This is a genomic window from Pleomorphomonas oryzae DSM 16300 (assembly GCF_000422965.1).
Classification (GTDB): Bacteria; Pseudomonadota; Alphaproteobacteria; order Rhizobiales; family Pleomorphomonadaceae; genus Pleomorphomonas; species Pleomorphomonas oryzae.
In genome coordinates this window covers 53,423-70,261 of sequence record NZ_AUHB01000004.1, presented here as the reverse complement: position 1 = coordinate 70,261, position 16,839 = coordinate 53,423, and the positions used below count along the sequence as shown (strand labels likewise).

Annotated in this window: 12 protein-coding genes; 8 read left to right on the top strand and 4 right to left on the bottom strand. The window is 61.3% G+C overall.

Annotation, left to right across the window (positions count from 1 at the left end):
• Positions 1-80: 80 nt before the first annotated feature.
• Together G522_RS0108005 and G522_RS30365 are read right to left on the bottom strand one after the other, a co-directional pair.
• Positions 81-2,237 carry a GumC family protein gene (locus tag G522_RS0108005; RefSeq protein ID WP_026790590.1) on the bottom strand — a complete coding sequence of 719 codons (2,157 nt, stop codon included), beginning with the start codon at positions 2,235-2,237 and terminating at the stop codon, positions 81-83.
• 273 nt (positions 2,238-2,510) lie between these two features.
• Positions 2,511-2,654 carry a hypothetical protein gene (locus G522_RS30365; protein WP_210162903.1) on the bottom strand — a complete coding sequence of 48 codons (144 nt, stop codon included), beginning with the start codon at positions 2,652-2,654 and terminating at the stop codon, positions 2,511-2,513.
• A gap of 828 nt (positions 2,655-3,482) precedes the next feature.
• On the opposite strand from G522_RS30365, the gene G522_RS28900 reads away from it, so the two are divergent.
• On the top strand, positions 3,483-4,088 hold the full coding sequence (locus G522_RS28900) for a transglutaminase-like cysteine peptidase (RefSeq protein ID WP_051228439.1): 606 nt from the start codon (positions 3,483-3,485) through the stop codon (positions 4,086-4,088).
• Between the two features lie 77 nt (positions 4,089-4,165).
• Here G522_RS28900 and G522_RS30750 read toward each other — a convergent pair whose 3' ends face one another.
• On the bottom strand, positions 4,166-5,092 hold the full coding sequence (locus G522_RS30750) for a sugar transferase (RefSeq protein ID WP_281168449.1): 927 nt from the start codon (positions 5,090-5,092) through the stop codon (positions 4,166-4,168).
• A gap of 300 nt (positions 5,093-5,392) precedes the next feature.
• Positions 5,393-5,905 carry a bifunctional adenosylcobinamide kinase/adenosylcobinamide-phosphate guanylyltransferase gene (gene cobU / locus G522_RS0107985; protein WP_026790588.1) on the bottom strand — a complete coding sequence of 171 codons (513 nt, stop codon included), beginning with the start codon at positions 5,903-5,905 and terminating at the stop codon, positions 5,393-5,395.
• A gap of 218 nt (positions 5,906-6,123) precedes the next feature.
• Between cobU and G522_RS0107980 the strand changes: the two genes are divergently transcribed.
• The 7 genes from G522_RS0107980 to G522_RS0107950 all read left to right on the top strand — a co-directional run bounded on the left by G522_RS0107980 (position 6,124) and on the right by G522_RS0107950 (position 16,813).
• Positions 6,124-7,650, top strand: coding sequence for an amino acid permease (locus G522_RS0107980; RefSeq protein WP_026790587.1), 1,527 nt, complete (start codon positions 6,124-6,126; stop codon positions 7,648-7,650).
• A 153-nt stretch (positions 7,651-7,803) separates the two neighbouring features.
• Entirely contained in the window at positions 7,804-9,207 is a 1,404-nt protein-coding gene (locus tag G522_RS0107975) for an aldehyde dehydrogenase family protein (protein WP_026790586.1), read from the top strand.
• 156 nt (positions 9,208-9,363) lie between these two features.
• The gene (gene pyrF, locus G522_RS0107970) at positions 9,364-10,215 is read left to right on the top strand and encodes an orotidine-5'-phosphate decarboxylase (RefSeq protein WP_026790585.1); all 852 of its coding nucleotides are present in this window, start codon (positions 9,364-9,366) and stop codon (positions 10,213-10,215) included.
• 17 nt (positions 10,216-10,232) lie between these two features.
• Positions 10,233-12,044: an ABC-F family ATP-binding cassette domain-containing protein gene (locus G522_RS0107965; protein ID WP_026790584.1), complete on the top strand. Its 1,812-nt coding sequence runs from the start codon at positions 10,233-10,235 to the stop codon at positions 12,042-12,044.
• A gap of 199 nt (positions 12,045-12,243) precedes the next feature.
• Positions 12,244-14,337 carry a mechanosensitive ion channel domain-containing protein gene (locus G522_RS26060; RefSeq protein WP_169453494.1) on the top strand — a complete coding sequence of 698 codons (2,094 nt, stop codon included), beginning with the start codon at positions 12,244-12,246 and terminating at the stop codon, positions 14,335-14,337.
• A gap of 145 nt (positions 14,338-14,482) precedes the next feature.
• Positions 14,483-15,487: a putative bifunctional lysylphosphatidylglycerol flippase/synthetase gene (locus G522_RS0107955; protein WP_026790583.1), complete on the top strand. Its 1,005-nt coding sequence runs from the start codon at positions 14,483-14,485 to the stop codon at positions 15,485-15,487.
• 105 nt (positions 15,488-15,592) lie between these two features.
• A complete protein-coding gene (locus G522_RS0107950; protein WP_026790582.1) occupies positions 15,593-16,813 on the top strand; it encodes an MFS transporter in 1,221 nt (406 codons plus the stop codon).
• Positions 16,814-16,839: the final 26 nt, after the last annotated feature.

Here is a 16,839-nt window from a genome sequence, read left to right as displayed (position 1 = left end):
AATGAAAAACGGGCGCTTTCATGGCGCCCGCTTTGTCATCTCGGAGCTTAAGAAGGCAGGCTCCCCACCTGGAGGGTGGGTCAGCTCTCCGGAGCGTAGTAGTAATAGCTGTTGTACTTGTTCCGATAGGAACCGACGCCGAGTTCGGCCTTGGAGAGTACGGCAGCGATCGGCAGGTCCTCGCCAGCGGTGGTCTTGAGATCATTGATCGCCGAGCGGACATCACGCTGGGACGTGGAAGCCCAATGGACGACCAGAGTCACGATATCAGCGCGCGTGGCGAGATATTGTGCATCGACGACCGGCAGGATCGGCGGCGTGTCGAGCACGATGATTTCGAAACGCTCTTTGGCAAGTTCCATCAGAAGATTGAACTGGGCCGTTTCGATGAGGCTGTCGGTCGACGTCCTATGGGTATTCTTGCCGACGATCATGTCGAGCCCGGGCACCTTGTCCTTGGTGACGAACTGGCGGATCGACTGGGAATCGAGCGACAGGGTCAGATAGTCGGCAAGGCCGCTTTCGGGGGTCAATCCCAAGGACGGGGCGATCGAGGGGCGACGAAGATCGCAGTCGACCAAGAGAACGCGCTTGCCGGACATGGCGAAGGCGCGGGCGATGGCGATGGCGGTTGTCGTTTTGCCTTCGCCGGGGATGGCCGAGCCGACCATTATGATAAGACCGCCCTCCCGGCTCTTGTCCTGCAGTTTGCGCCTCAGAATATTCTCGAGGCCGAGCCGGATGCGCCGGATAGACTCGCTATAGGCCGTCAGCGGATGATCGAGGAGTTCGCTGGCCACCTGAGATCGCTCGGTGACTGAGCGCCCGGCGCGCGACAGCAGCGGGATCGACGAAATGACAGGTACACCGAGCACCGCTTCGAACTGCTGATCCGAGGTGAAGCCACCGATGAAATTTTCATTCAGGAACGCGAGGCCGAGGCCGAGACCAAGACCAGCGACAATGGCAAGCGTTAGGATCAACTTGGTTTTCGGGGCACTTGGCCCATCCGGCGGTAGCGCCGACGACACGATGCGGCTGTCGGCGAGCTGCAAATCGGCCTGGGTTTCGACGCCGCGCAGGCGCTGCAACAAATCCTGATAGAGCGTCTTGGCGACCGTCGACTCCTGCTGGAGCTCGTAGATCTTGACCATGACGTCATTGGAGAGGTTGCTGGAGAGCACGGTATCCCGGATGGAGGACCGTAACTTGTCCTGCTCCTGCTGGGCTGCTTTCACACGGTCCGACAATGTGCCGAGTTCAGTATTAACCTGATCGGTGAGGCGCTGGTCGATTTGTGCGAGGCTGGCGCGCAGGTTGGTCTCGCGGTTCGATCCTGCGGCGGCATTGCCGATGTCGGCCAAAACCTTGTCACGTTCCGCCTTGATCTGACTGACAGTATCGGACTTCAGCTGTGCGGCGATGCCGTCCCAGTCCTTGTTGGCGGCCAGCGTGGAGACGCTCGCCTGAAGCGATTGAGCGGATATGCTTTGGGCTTTTAGGGCTTCGAGGTTGGTACGCATGGCCGCGATGTCGGCACGGGTGCTCTCGTTGCCCACCTTTTCGATGTTCTCGTTGACGAAGGCGTCGATCCGATTTTCGGACTCGTTGATCGTCGTCGACGCCTGAGCCAAACGGCGGTTGAGGGCGTCGCGCACGCTCAAGGCATTGGAAATCTTGGCATCGACTTGAGCGTCGATATAGGTGCTGGAAAGCGTGTTGGCGATCAAAGCCGCCTTCGCCGGATCGGACGACGTCGCCGAGACGCTGATTACATAGGTCAGGCCGCGGCGCGCGATGGAGACGTTGTCGGAAAAGCGGGATAGCACGGAGCGCAGCTGAGCGTCGGTATCAGCCAGCAGGTTTTCCATCGTCTTGATCTTGAGAAAGACCATCAGCCGATCGACGGTGCTGAGCTTGACACCGAATTCCGGATCCTTGACCAGCCCGAGGCGGGAAATCGCCTGGAGCTGGGTCGAGGGAGACTTCAAAATCTCGACTTCGCTTTCAACCCGCGCATTGTCGGTTGGCAAAAGCGACATCTGGCTTTCAGGATCCAGCGCATTCTTTTGACGGGGATCGACAAGAATTAGTGTCGACGCTGTGTAGGTCGGTGTTTGCAGGAATACATAAACGGCTGCCAAACCGACGATAATGAGGACCGTTGAAATAATCAGCCAAATTTGGCGGCGAACGAGACCAATTGCGTTGCGAACATCGAACTCGGATGAATCCATTTGAAGAAAACTTCCTTGAACCTACTTCGACGCTATCACTATGACCGAAATCACGCCGCCAACCAAGCGGACAAGACGCCCGAAACGTGCTGCCAGACGAAGGAATCTCGAAAAAAGAAATGCTTGGTTAACTATGCCCAAGATGGGTGCACTGCGACGAACTCGCCATGCGCGGGACATATATAACCGAAAACGCCCCACAAAAGCCGCGGGGCACAACAACTCACAATAAAGGCCGTGGCCCGAGTTGGACCACGGCCTTTTTGTTCTACGCTAGGGATCAGCCGGCAACGCCAGCGCTCGCAGCACGATCAGCCTGCGGGCCAAAGTTGCCGCCACCATTGCCGCCGCCTGGGCCACCGCCACCGGCAGCACCACCGCCACCGCCTGCGGCACCACCGCCACCACCGGTGGCACCCGTCGGTGTCGTCCCGGAGAGCCTATCGACCTCCGGGGCAAGTGCAAGGTACTCAGGCTCGCTCGTCACGCCGGGCGTCGTTGCCGCCGTGTCGCGGGCCAAGGCAGCGACCTGGTTCGCCAAACTGCCGGAAAGCCCGAGGTTCTGGGCTGTGGTCACGACGTTTTGCAGAGCCGTCACGCAGGACCGCGGAATCGGGCTATTGCAAGAGGGCGAGAGTGCCTGAATCTGAGAGATCAGGGCATCACGACCAGCCGAGGCGGGCAGAGATGATAAAGAACTGATCAAGGAATTCGCGGCGCCGGTATCAACGGCGGCAAAAGAGCCCGTCACAGCTGTGAGCGCCAAAGCAGCGCTTAAAGGGACATAGAGGAAAGATCTGTTCATATTTATTGTCTCCTATCGAGTTTGTATCAAACCGGAGGCTCCGGCCCCACCTGTCGCCACATTTTGAGATAAATTACATTAAGTAGTTGTCGGTACGCAAGAGGTAGTTTCCCGATCGTAACGAATTTTCAAGCATATGCTCAATTTGCAACGGATTCCGAGGGGCGCTGCGGGAAATTGCATGCTGTTCAAGAGCACCCGCCCGTGGCTTGGAAGACGCCGAGTCGTAGCGCTGACTTCGATTATGCTGCTACTCTCTGCCCTTTTTCCCTTTCATACTATGGTTAATCGGAAGTGTAGGCAAATAGATAGAATTTGAACTGCATTTGACTCAATTAAGGCGCTGGTCATTACGAGTTAATTGCCCAACTCGCCTAACCAAATCTCAAAGGAAATCTGGTGTAGTCGGTCCACATAAAGTTCGACGGGAGTTTGCCGCCATGAACAAGTTGGTCCGCCTTATGATTGTCTTGGCTGCCGCCGCAGTTCTTCCTCAAGTGGCGTCGGCTGGTTTTCTCAATATCCCCAAGCAGAGCTTGGATCTGCCTACGGCCGGTCGAGTTAATGCAAAGGGGCTCACAGTCGGCCCGACCGGCTTTTACGTGATGTGCTCCGTCATGCCGTCCGCCTGCAAGGTCCAGCGTGCCAGAAACGTCGGGGCAGTCGCCGGTGAGGTCAGACTGACGGTGGAAACCCTGGGTCTTCTCGATCGCGTTAATCGCGAGGTCAATGGTGCGATGCGGCCCCAGCCCGAAAGTGGCACCGCGGATGTCTGGCAAATCGGCGGTTCGTCTGGCGATTGCGAGGATTACGCTCTCACCAAGCGGGCGGCACTGTTGCGCAAGGGCTTTCCGACTTCAGCGCTGCTCATGACCACGGTGATTACCGGACGCGGCGAATCGCATGCTGTACTGATGGTTCGCACCGACCGCGGCGACTTTGTGCTGGATAACCTCAATCAGATCGTCAAGCCTTGGAACAGCACCGGCTATCGATTCCTTACGATGCAGTCACCCGATAATCCGCGTGTCTGGGTTCGCCTTTAAGTAGGTCTTTCCAAGACTAAGGTAAGCGCCCTCCTCGCGTAGGGAGGGCGTTTTTGTTTCAGCGAACAAACCGCCGCTCAGAAGCCATTGCCGCGCACGATTTCGTTGATCACGGTGCGGAACAGGATGCGTATATCCAGCCAAATCGAGAAGTTGCGGATATATTCGATGTCGCGAACGACCCGCATGACCGATGGCTCGACTTCGATGGTCGGTCCGCGTAGGCCACTCGCCTGGGCCAGTCCGGTGATTCCGGGGCGCATGGCGTGGCGACGCTCGTATCCGACGACAAGTTCCTCATAAAGGACGCCGGCCGCTTTCATGCCCGGCACGTGCGGGCGAGGGCCAACCAGCGACATATCACCCAGCAGCACATTGATAAGCTGCGGCAGCTCGTCGATGTTGGTTTTGCGGATGATGCGGCCGATCGGCGTGATGCGCGGATCGTCGGCAACCGTCTGCGCCACGCCGGAGATGTCGCACCGGTCAGTGTACATCGAACGGAACTTGAGGATCTGGAAGGGCTTGTTGTCGAGCCCTGTCCGCTCCTGGCGGAAAAATACCGGCCCCACGCTCGTGAGCTTGATGATCGCCGCCACGGCAATCAGCAGAGGTGACAGCAGGAGAAGGCCAAAGGCCGCACCGAAAATATCGACAAGCCTTTTCAGCGCGAGATGGGCAGGCCGCCAGTTGATGTCGGCTTCCGACCGGTCGTCATCGAGAAAAGTCCCGCCAAAATGCGCGGCGACCGCCGTCGACTGGGCCGACGAAAATGTCGCCGTCGTCGCATGCGCGCCATACCGGGCGGAAGAGTTTCCTTCGGCAAGTGCAAAATCGGGCAGTCCGGACGAACTTTCGGCGCCGCCCTTCGAAAAATCATAAGTCAGATCCGTCAGACGCATTACATCCCCCGAAACTAAAAATCGAAATTTAAAAACCAGTTCGGAAACAGTCCGGCGAAAAACGCCGCAACGATCACTCCGAGATAACAAAACATTTACCAACCTAGTGGATTTCCCCTAGCCCCGCAAGCCGAGAGGCAACCGGAAAAAGCGGTAAACCCATGCACATAATGCAACGCTTGGCTTCGCCCGTCAGCGCTCCAACCCCAACCTGCAAGTGCCATGCCATCGGAAATCTGGCATGTTTGTATCGGAACTGCACACTAAACCGCGACTCGCAGGGCGTCTCGCATCCACCAAATAGTTAATTTTGATTAAACTTATATCACAAGTGCTGTCGATCGAACCGAGTTCTTTGGTCTGACAGAAAATGCCTCGCTTTCGAAACTGCCCTCTGAAAGGTCATTTCAGCCGAAGCGGCAGGCCGGCCGCGACGAACCAAGCCTCGCTGGCGATGGCCGCGATCTTCTGATTAAGCCGCCCTGCTTCGTCGCGGAATCGTCGGGCGAGAGCATTGTCAGGGACGATGGACAATCCGACCTCGTTCGAAACGAGCACGATGGGTCCTCTCATCGTCGCGAGAACCGAGACGAGGTCGTCGCTCTGGGCCTCAAGGTCTGCCTCGGCGAGAAGATGATTGGTAAGCCAGAGCGTCAGGCAGTCGACGAGAACCGCTCTGTCGTCTCGAGCTTCAGCGGCAAGCGTTTCGGCCAAATGGTATGGCGCTTCGATGGTTCGCCATTCGGTGCCCCGCCTTGAGCGGTGAAGTGCGATGCGGCCTTCCATCTCCGCGTCGCGGCATTCTGCGGTGGCAACGTAGATGTTTTCTTCCGCCGCGAAGGCCCGCGTCCGCTCCTCGGCGAAGCGGCTCTTGCCGGAACGGGCGCCGCCCAGAACGAAGATGATCGGTGCCATGCTCACTCCTTCAATCGGTCGTCGCGTTATCGGCTAACGGCGAGACGCCTCTTGCGCAAGCCGGGGTGAGCAGACTATTGGCCGAAAGTAGCATGATCCTTGCAGAGACGTTCCCAGCTTGCGTGCTCGCCCGTTCGCAGGGACCGCTTCGGCGGGAAAGGGTGGCGGTGAATATCGCGTTCAGCGCGTGAAGCTCAAACGACGAAAAGGGGAACGCAATGTCCACCTCAGAAGGAAGTGTCAGCTACAAGAAGGCTGACGCCAGCTATTTCGAGCAGCGACATCTGTCGCGCTATGCCGGCATCTGGTCGCTGTGGGCGCTGGGCGTCGGCGCCGTGATTTCTGGCCATTTTTCCGGCTGGAACTTTGGTTTCGCCACCGGCGGCTGGGGCGGCATGCTGGCCGCCGGCGCGATCATTGCCGTCATGTATCTCGGCCTGTCGCTGTCGATTGCCGAGATGAGCCCAGCGTTGCCGCATACCGGCGCCGCCTATTCCTTCGCCCGCACGGCGATGGGCCCATGGGGCGGCTTCATCACCGGTCTTTGTGAAAACGTCGAATATGTCATCACCCCGGCGGTGATCGTCACCTTCATCACCGCCTATGTAAATTCCATTCTCGGTCTTGATGCTGCCTATTCGCCGCTCGTCTGGATTGCTTTCTATGTGATCTTCCTCGGCCTCAACGTGTTCGGCCTCGAACTGTCGTTCAAGGTGACGCTGGTGGTGACGGTCCTATCGCTGGCCGTTCTGGTGTTTTTCTGGGTGAGCGCCATCCCGCACATGAATTTCTCGCGATGGGCTCTCAATATCGGTGTCGGACCCGATGGCACGGCGATCGAGCTGCCGGAGGGTGGCGGCGCATGGTTTCCGTTCGGCTTCTCTGGCGTTCTCGCCACGCTGCCATTCGCTGTGTGGCTGTTCCTTGCCATCGAGCAGCTGCCGCTGGCGGCCGAAGAATCGGTGGATCCCAAGCGTGATATGCCCAGGGGCCTGATCATGGGCATTTCGACGCTGATTCTTTCGGCGTTCATGATCGTGCTGCTCAACCCATCGGTTGCCGGTGTTGGCGCCTTCCATCTGGGGTCGTCGCTTGAGCCGCTGCTCGATGGTTTCCGTGCCGTCTATGGTGATAGCGGTGTGGTCCTGCTGGGCATTGTGGCGTTGACCGGCCTGATCGCCTCTTTCCACACCATCCTCTATGCTCAGGGTCGGCAAGTCTATTCCCTGTCGCGCGCCGGCTACTTCCCAACCGCGCTGTCGCTCACTCATTCCAAGTACAAGACGCCGCATGTTGCCATGGTCACCGGCTCCGTCGTCGGTCTATTGGTGATGATGGTGATCTGGTTCGCACTTGGCGCCACTGAGGGCGGCGCGGCGATCGGTTCGGTGCTGCTTAACATGGCGGTGTTCGGCGCCATGTTCTCCTACATCATGCAGGCGATCTCGTTCATCCTGCTCAGGATCAACCAGCCGGACATCGAACGCCCGTACAAGAGCCCGCTGGGCATTCCCGGCGCTGTGCTGACGATCATTATCGCCATCGTCACGCTCTACTACCAAGTACAGGATCCCAACTTCTCCAAGGGGGTACTCTGGGTGGCGGTGTGGTTCGCGGCGGCGATCGCCTATTTCGCCCTGATCGGTCGCCACAAGTTGATCCTGTCGCCGGAAGAGGAATTTGCCATTGCTCACGCTGGCGGTGGTACCGACCCTGGTGCGGAGCAACCTGCTCTGGCCGAGTGAGTTTCCGTTATAACAATCAAAAGTCGCGGGGCGCCTTCACCGGGTGCCCCGTTTTGCATAGTCGTCTGGGCTCTTGATTGGCCGGCATCGGCATGCAGAGATGGCGTTAGGGTTTTTGCCAATGTCGTCCCGAGCCGAATGGAGCCACCCATCATGTCCGACGTCATGACGCTCGTCTCTCCCGTGGACGGCTCGGTTTACGCCGAGCGATCGATTGCCACGGAAGCGGAGATGAACCGCGTATTCCGTCTCGCTCGCGACGCTCAGAAGGCCTGGGCGAAGCTGCCGCTCGACACCCGCATCGGCTATTGCCTCAAGGCGCTTGAGGCCATGCTGGCCATGCGGCCGCGCATTGCCGAGGAACTGACCTGGCAGATGGGCCGGCCGATCCGCTACACGCCCTTCGAGCTCAACGGCGTCGAGCAGCGCACCCGTCACATGGCCAAGATCGCGGCTGAAAGTCTCGCGCCACTTGATAGCGGTCTCGAATTCGGCGATCACGGCGCCCACCGTACCATCAGCCGCGAGCCGCTCGGCGTCGTCTTCGTGGTGGCGCCCTGGAACTATCCCTATCTCACCACCGTCAACTCGGTGATGCCGGCGCTGATGGCCGGCAACACGGTGGTACTGAAGCATTCCGACCAGACGTTGCTGGTGGCCGAGCGCTTCCAGGATGCCTTCGATGCCGCTGGCCTGCCGGAGGGCGTATTCCAGCATATCGTGCTCAGCCACGACCAGACGGCAGCGGCGATCGCCGCGGGCAAGGCCGACATGGTTGCCTTCACTGGCTCGGTGGCTGGCGGTGCTGCGATGGAGCGGGCGGCGGTCGGCACCTTTATCGCCATCAACCTCGAGCTCGGCGGCAAGGATCCAGCCTATGTCCGTCCCGATGCCAAGCTCGAGTTTGCCATCGAGAATGTCGCCGACGGCGCCTTCTTCAATGCGGGACAGTGCTGCTGTGGCATCGAGCGGGTCTACGTGCACGAGAAGGTCTATGACGATTTCGTCGCCGGTCTCGTCGACGTGACGAAGAAATATGTGCTGGGAAATCCCACCGACCCCTCAGTGACGCTGGGGCCGATGGCGCGCGCCCGCGGCGCGGCGACAGTGCGCGAACAGATCGCAGCGGCGCTTCGCGGTGGTGCCGTCGCCCACATCGACCCGAAGTCGTTCCCTGCCGACAAGGAGGGGACGCCCTATATCGCGCCGCAAGTGCTGACATCGGTCAATCACCAGATGGCATTCATGACCGAGGAAACCTTCGGTCCGGCAGTCGGCATCATGAAGGTGCACGACGATGCCGAGGCGTTGGCCTTGATGAACGATTCCAAATACGGGCTCACCTGTTCGCTGTGGACGGAGGATCTCGACGCCGCCGAGGCGATCGGCCGCGAGCTAGAGACCGGGACGGTCTTCGTCAATCGCTGCGATTATCTCGACCCGGCGCTGACCTGGACCGGCGTCAAGGATACGGGTCGCGGCGCGGCCCTGTCGCCGCTCGGCTTCCATGGCCTGACGCGGCCGAAGAGCTGGTACGTGCGCAAGGCACCCATCTAGGGACCCTGCTCGAACGGCTTTCTCCAGTGGCATGCCGGCGAGGGCGCTGTGCGCTCTCGGTTCTCGATGTGTTGCGTCGCTTTCGCGGAAAACCGGTTCCCACTTTTCCGTGCGATGCGCTATATCGCCTGCCAAGTGATTTTCCGGAGATCTGCCATGGCCGTCATTCCCTTCGCCGACCGTTTCGAGGCGATCGCCGATCGTCGTTCGCCGCTCACCGTCGGCATCGATCCTGCGCCTGAAGTGCTGAAGGCGTGGGACCTGCCCTACAACGCCGAAGGCGTGCGGGTGTTCGGCTTGGAGATGGTCGAAGCGGTGGGCGACCTCGTAGGTGTGTTCAAGCCGCAGATCGCCTTCTTCGAGCGCTTCGGCTGGCAAGGCCTCAAATCGGCGGCAGAGGTGATCGGTCATGCCCGTTCGACCGATGCGCTGGTGATCGCCGACATCAAGCGGATGGATATCGGCCACACCATCGAGGCCTATGCCGGCGCCTGGATTGGCGACGACGCGGGAACGCCGGTCGATGCCATCACGCTCGGCGCCTATATGGGCTCAGGATCGCTGAAGCCGGTGGTCAAGCGCGCCGCCGAGTACGGGGCGGGCCTCTTTGTGGTGGTGCGTTCCTCGAACCCTGACGGCATCCTACTGCAGACCGCCCGGCAGGGGGACGACCGCACGGTCGCCGACGCGCTGGCCGACGATCTCACGGTCTTCAATCAGGGCTTGCTCGGCAAGATGGGCAACGGCCCCTGTGGTGCGGTGGTTGGCGCCACGCTCGACGATGCCGATCAAGTGCTCGAACGGCTGCCGACCTCGCTGATCCTTGCCCCCGGCATTGGTGCGCAGGGCGCCACCATGACCGATCTCCGCTCGCGCTTTGGCCGGGCAGCGGCCAAGCGCACGCTACCCAACGTATCGCGGCAGGTGGCGGCGGCCGGTCCGTCGCGCAAGGCGATCCGAGAGATCGTCGAGCGCCTTGCCGACGAAGCCTTTACGCTACGCGGCTGATGGAGACGATTTAGGTTATGGCTTCTCCTCCGGTCCTATTCCTCAAGAACATTCATCTCACCTTTGGTGCCACGCCGTTGCTCATCGGCGCCGACCTGACGGTCGGTGAAGGCGATCGCATTACGCTGGTCGGCCGTAACGGCTCCGGCAAATCAACGCTGCTCAAGATCGCCGCCGGTCTCGTCGAGGCCGACGATGGCGAGCGCTTCTTCCAGCCGGGCAAGACGGTGCGCTATCTCAGGCAGGAGCCGGACCTCACCGCCTTCAAGACGACGCTCGAATACGTCGAGTCGGGATTGGCGCCGGGCGACGACCATTACCGGGCGCTCTATCTTATCAATGAACTTGGCATGACCGGCGCCGAGCCGACGGCATCGCTATCGGGCGGTGAGATTCGGCGCGCGGCGCTTGCCCACGTGCTGGCGCCCGAGCCGGACATTCTGTTGCTTGACGAACCGACCAACCATCTCGACTTGCCGGCCATCGAGTGGCTGGAAAGCGAACTCAAGTCGATGAAGTCGGCGCTGGTGCTGATCTCGCATGACCGCCGGTTCCTGGAAAACCTGTCGCGCACCACCGTCTGGCTCGATCGCGGCGTCACACGCACGCTTGATCGTGGCTTTTCCCATTTCGAAGCCTGGCGCGATCAGGTGCTGGAAGAGGAAGAGCGAGACCTCATCAAGCTCGACCGCAAGATCGAGGCCGAAGAGCACTGGATGCGCTACGGCGTCACCGCCCGCCGTAAGCGCAACGTCCGTCGCGTCGACCTGCTCGCCGATCTCCGCAAGTCCAAGCGCGAGTACCGCGGTCCGCAGGGCTCGGTGAAGATGACAGCGGCTGAAGCCGATGCGTCGTCGAAGCTGGTTATCGAGGCGAAATCCGTCTCGAAGTCATTTGGTGATCGACCGATCGTGCAGGATTTCTCGATCCGGGTGGCGCGCGGCGATCGCATCGGCATCGTCGGACCTAATGGTGCCGGCAAGACCACGCTGCTGAGGCTTCTCACCGGCGATCTCCAGCCGGACAGCGGCACCGTCAAGCTCGGTCTGTCCCTCGACATGCAGACGCTGGAGCAAAAGCGCGACAGCCTTGATCCCGAGACGACGCTCGCCGACGCTCTTACCGAGGGCAAGGGCGATTGGGTGGTGATCGGTGAGGAAAAACGCCACGTCATCGGCTATATGAAGGACTTCCTGTTCTCGCCCGAGCAGGCGCGGACGCCGCTTTCTGCCCTATCGGGCGGTGAGCGCGGCCGGGTGATGCTGGCGCGGGCGCTCGCCAAGCCATCCAACATGCTGGTGCTGGACGAGCCGACCAACGATCTCGACCTCGAAACGCTCGATCTCCTGGAAGAGCTGCTCGCCGACTACAAGGGGACGATCATCGTCATCAGCCACGACCGCGACTTTCTCGATCGCGTCGTCGCCTCGGTCGTGATGAGCGAAGGCGATGGTCGCTGGCTCGAATATGCCGGCGGTTATACCGACATGCTGGCCCAACGTGGCAAGGGTGTCGAGGCGAGGAAGGCGGAAAAGTCCGCCGCCGCGCCGAAGAAAGCGACACCTGCCGCCGTGTCGGCACCGAAGGGGCGCTCCAAGCTCAGCTTCAAGGACAAGCATGCCCTGGAGACGTTGCCCGGCCGGATGGATCAGTTGGCCGAGGAGGCTAAGCGTCTTCATGCCGTGCTGGACGATCACGGCCTTTATGCGCGCGACCCCAAGCTGTTTGCCTCCACCACGGAAAAACTCACCGCCACCGAAGCGGCTCTGGCCCTCGCCGAGGAAGAGTGGCTGCGGCTCGAAATGCTACGCGAGGAATTGGAAGGCTGACACGTTGCTCGTGTCAGCTTGGTTAGCTTGCGCCCTGCCGTCTTTTGGGCAAGACAGAAGGCTATTGCGGTCGTCAATGATGCGAACCATGTCTGTCCTACGCCTTCTCGCTCTGCTTTTTGCGCTTGCTTTGCCAGCTATCGCAGTGGCTCAAACCGCGCCGCCGGCTGCCGCGCCGGCGGCGCCCGCCGCTATTCCCATGCCGAAGTTGGTCTTGCCGACCAAGCCGACTGCGCCGGAGCCGCCGCCGGTCACCTCGCCGGAAGCGGCGAAGGCGTTCGCTGACATCCTGAAGGATGACAATGCACGGGCAAAGCTGATCGGCGAGCTGGAAAAACTGGCCCAGCCCGCCACGTCCGACGCAGCCGCAACCCCGGCCGACGCGGCCGCAGCCACGGACGCTGCCGACAACAAGCCGGCCGTGCCGCTGGCTCGCGAGATCGGTTCGGTGACGCAGGATCTGTCGCGACAAGTGGTTGATGTGGTGCTGAAGATCGGCCGTGGCCTTGGCAATCTGACGCGCCTCGTCGATGGCAGTGCTGCCATCAACTGGGATGGGGTCCGCGAACAGGGCCTGTCCCTGATCATTCTTGTGGTCTTCGCCTTTGCGACGCTGACAATCGCGCGCTTTCTGGCGCGTTTCCCGCTTGGCGCGGTCGAACGAGTCGCCGAGGGCAAACCACTGCCACGCCGCGTTCTCTGGATCGGTCTTGCGCTTCTGATCGATTGGGCGGTGATCGGTCTTGCATGGTTCATCACCTCCGCCTACGCCATCGCCGTTGCCGGCGGCGGTCGCATCGACCTGATGCAGAGCCTGTTCATCGATGCTTTCGTGGTGATCGAATTCCTGAAGAGCTGTCTCGCCGCCGTTTTCCAGTATCGTCGACCGGCTCTCAAGCTATTCAACCTCGATCGGGCAACGGCCCGTTACTGGTTTCTCTGGCTCAGCCGTCTCATCGGCTTTCTCGGTTACGGCGTTCTGGTCGCCCATCCCCTGGTCAATCAGGCTATCGGCTTCTCGGTAGGCATCGGTTTCCGTCTCGCCGTGGTGCTGATCACCCTGGTTGGTGCCATGGTATTGGTGACGATGAAGCGCGACGAGGTGAGGAACGGCCTTTACCGATTGCTCGAACCGATCAAGAGCTCGGTCCTGCGGACCATATTGGCGCTTCTTGCCCACGGTTGGCATGTAGTCGTCATCATCTATCTCGCCGTGGCTTTCGTGCTTTGGGTAAGCCGGCCATTCGACGCCGTCGATTATATGGCTTGGGCAACGGTCGAGACGATCTTCGCCATTGCTGTCGGGGGGATCGTCGCCAGCCTGATCTCCCACGCCATTTCCGGTGGCATTCGCTTGCCGGCCGACGTCAAGAAGACGCTGCCGCTGCTGGAGGCCCGGCTCAACATGCTGGTGCCAATGCTCTTCCGCGCGGTGCACGTGGTGTTGGTGGCCGTGGTCGTGGCGGTCGTGCTGCAGAGCTGGGGCGTGATCAACCTCCTCTCCTGGTTCGAGTCCGATGGTGGCTCCGATGCAGTTGGGCGCATTCTATCGGCGGCGATCATCGTGCTCGCAGCCGGCGGCATATGGCTCGCCGCGTCGAGCTGGGTGGAATACCGCCTCAACCCGTCGCTCGGCCGCATTACCAATGCCCGCACGCGAACGCTGCTGTCATTGTTCCGCAATGCCTTCTCGATCGTCCTGATCATCATTGCCGCCATGCTGACGCTGTCTCAACTGGGCGTCGACATCGCCCCGCTGGTCGCAGGTGCCGGTGTGGTCGGCTTGGCCGTCGGTTTCGGTTCGCAGAAGCTGGTGCAGGACATCATCACCGGTGCGTTCATCCAGTTCGAGAATGCCATGAACGAAGGAGACGTCGTCACGGTGGCCGGCCTCACCGGCGTCGTTGATCGGCTGACCATCCGTTCGGTCGGCATTCGCGATGCCGACGGTGTCTACCACATCATCCCCTTCTCGTCGGTGACCAGCGTCTCCAACGCCATGCGCGGCTTCGCCTTCGCCGCCTCGACGGTCAGCGTCGCCTACCCGACCGATCTCGAGGAGGCGAAAGCGGCCATGAAGGAAGCCTTCGACCGGCTGATGGACGGACCGCGCGGCGCCGTCATTTTGGAGCCGCTCGAAATGCAGGGCGTGGTTTCCTTCTCCGCCGCCGGCGTTGCGCTGAAGGTGCGCATCAAGACGCTGCCAGGCGAGCAATGGGCGACCGGACGGCTCTACAACGAACTGGTCAAGCGGGTGTTCGACGAGCGTAGCATCAAATTCTCATTCCCCTGATAGGCAGGCCACAGCTGCAAATCGGCAAGGCCGCGGTTACGTTCTTGTGGAAAAGACATTTGCGTTTGGCGACCGGCGTTCTAAATGAAAGGCAAGACCGGGGCCGCGCCCTCGGACCCGCCTTCCCGGATGGAGACGACAGGACTTGAGCGATCCCACCGACGACGACACCAGCGCGGAAGCGCCGCCGGGGCGTATAACGCGCGTGCTGAAGTGGGCCGGCCCGATCATCGCCGTAGTCTTGATTGCCGGCGCGGTCTGGGTGTTGTGGGACATGGCGACCAAGATGTCGTTTGCCGACATCCGCAACGCCGCACTGGCGTTGCCTGCGCATCGCTTCGCACTGGCCTTCGTTTTTACCCTTTGCGGCCTCGCCGCGCTCGCCACCTACGATCTGCTCGCGCTGCATGCGCTCAACTTCACCAGCTCGATCAGCCTGACGCGGGCGGTATTCGGCGGTCTCATTGCCAACGTGTTCGCCAACACTCTTGGCTTCCCGCTGTTGTCGGGGGGAGGCGCCCGCTATCGCATCTATTCGATGGTCGGCGTCAGTTTCTCGGTGGTCGCCAGGCTGATCGTCATGAGCTGGCTGACCATGTGGTCGGGTATCATGTTCGTGCTCGGGCTTGCGCTGACGCTGGAACCGACGCGGCAATCTCCCGTCTTCGCCCACCACTTTATCGATCGACTGATCGGCATAGTCGTTCTGGTGGCGCTCACCGGGTTCATCGTGTGGCTAGCGAAGAAGCGCCGGGCGATCAGGGTCAGCGGCATGGTCGTGCGCATGCCCAGGGCGAAGCCCGCTTTCCTGATGATATTGGCCGGGGCGATCGATCTTCTTGCGGCCTGCGGCACGCTCTATGTCCTGCTGCCGCCGGACGCGGTGCCGGATATTGCCCGCTATCTCGTGACTTATTCCTTGGCGTTTCTGGCGGGCATGGCCGCCAACACACCCGGTGGTGTCGGCGTGTTCGAGGCGACGGTGGTCACCGGGCTCGGCATCGCCCATCGTCCGGACGTTGCCGCTGCGCTGATCCTGTTTCGCCTCATCTATTTCGTGATGCCGCTGTTTTTCGCTCTAGGGCTGCTCGCTTTCTTCGAAGGCCGTCATCGGCTTGCGGTTCGGCGGGCACGGCGTGAAGAGGTGTAATGGACCGCGGCGGTGCGGATAGCCGTACTGTAGAGCTGCCGGAAAGGCTTGTTCCGCACCCCATTCCTGATCATAAGTCACCGTCTGCCGCGCCCGAGTGACCCTATGAGCCATCCGCCCTCGACGAACGCCTTCGCCCACCGGCCCTACCTCCTCTATTGGCTGGCCCGCCTGTTCGCCACGTTCGCCATTCAGATCGTGGTGGTTGCCGTCGGCTGGAAGGTCTATGACCTCACCCATGACCCCATGGCGCTCGGCTATGTCGGACTGATGCAGTTCCTGCCGGCCTTTTTGCTGGTGCTGGTGACCGGCACGGTGGCCGACCGCATCTCGCGGCGCCTCATTATCGTCGCCTGCTTCGGCGTCGAGACGGCGGCGGCCATCTGGCTGTTCACGCTGTCCTGGACAGCGTCGCCAACCGTCGCGCCGATCTACATTATTCTTCTTGTGCTGGGCGTCGCCCGTGCCTTCATGGGGCCGGCCATGCAGTCGGTGGTGCCGAACCTTGTGCCGAAGGCAGCTCTCGCCAATGCCATTGGCTGGGTGTCCTCGTCCTGGCAGGTGGCGGCGATCGGCGGGCCGGTGGCGGGCGGCCTCCTTTACGGCATTTCCGAACTCGCCGCCTTCGGCACAGCCGTGGTGCTGCTCGCCGCCGCCGTCGGCCTAATGCTGGCGCTGCCGCCGATCACCGTGGCCCAGCAGGCCAAAGAGCCGGCCTGGCAGGCGGTGTCGGCCGGCTTCCGCTATGTATTTTCCAACCGCATCGTGCTCGGCGCCATTTCTTTGGACCTGTTCGCCGTGCTGCTCGGCGGCGCGGTGGCGCTGATGCCGGTCTATGCCTCCGACATCCTGGTGCTCGGCCCGGCCGGCCTCGGCATGATGCGCGCGGCACCGGGCGTCGGCGCCATTCTGGTGGCCGCTTTCCTGGCGCGCTTTCCGATCCGTGCGATGGCCGGCGTCAAGATGTTCCTGGGTGTCGCGGTGTTCGGCTTGGCGACCGTGGTGTTCGGCGTCTCGGTTACGCCTTGGCTGTCCATCCTCTGTCTCGGCCTGATGGGCGCCGGCGACATGATCTCGGTCTATGTGCGCGAGACGCTGATCCAGCTGGCCACGCCCGACGAACTGCGCGGCCGTGTCTCGGCCGTCAACATGGTGTTCGTCGGGGCCTCCAACGAACTGGGCGAGTTCCGTGCCGGCAGCATGGCGGCGCTGATCGGCACCGTGCCGGCCGTGGTGTTCGGCGGTGTCGGCACGCTCGCTGTCGCCGGCCTGTGGTCGGTGATCTTTCCGGATCTCCGCCGCACCGAAAAGCTCGACGGTAGCTGAAGGTAGCGTGGATCGGCGAGGCGGTT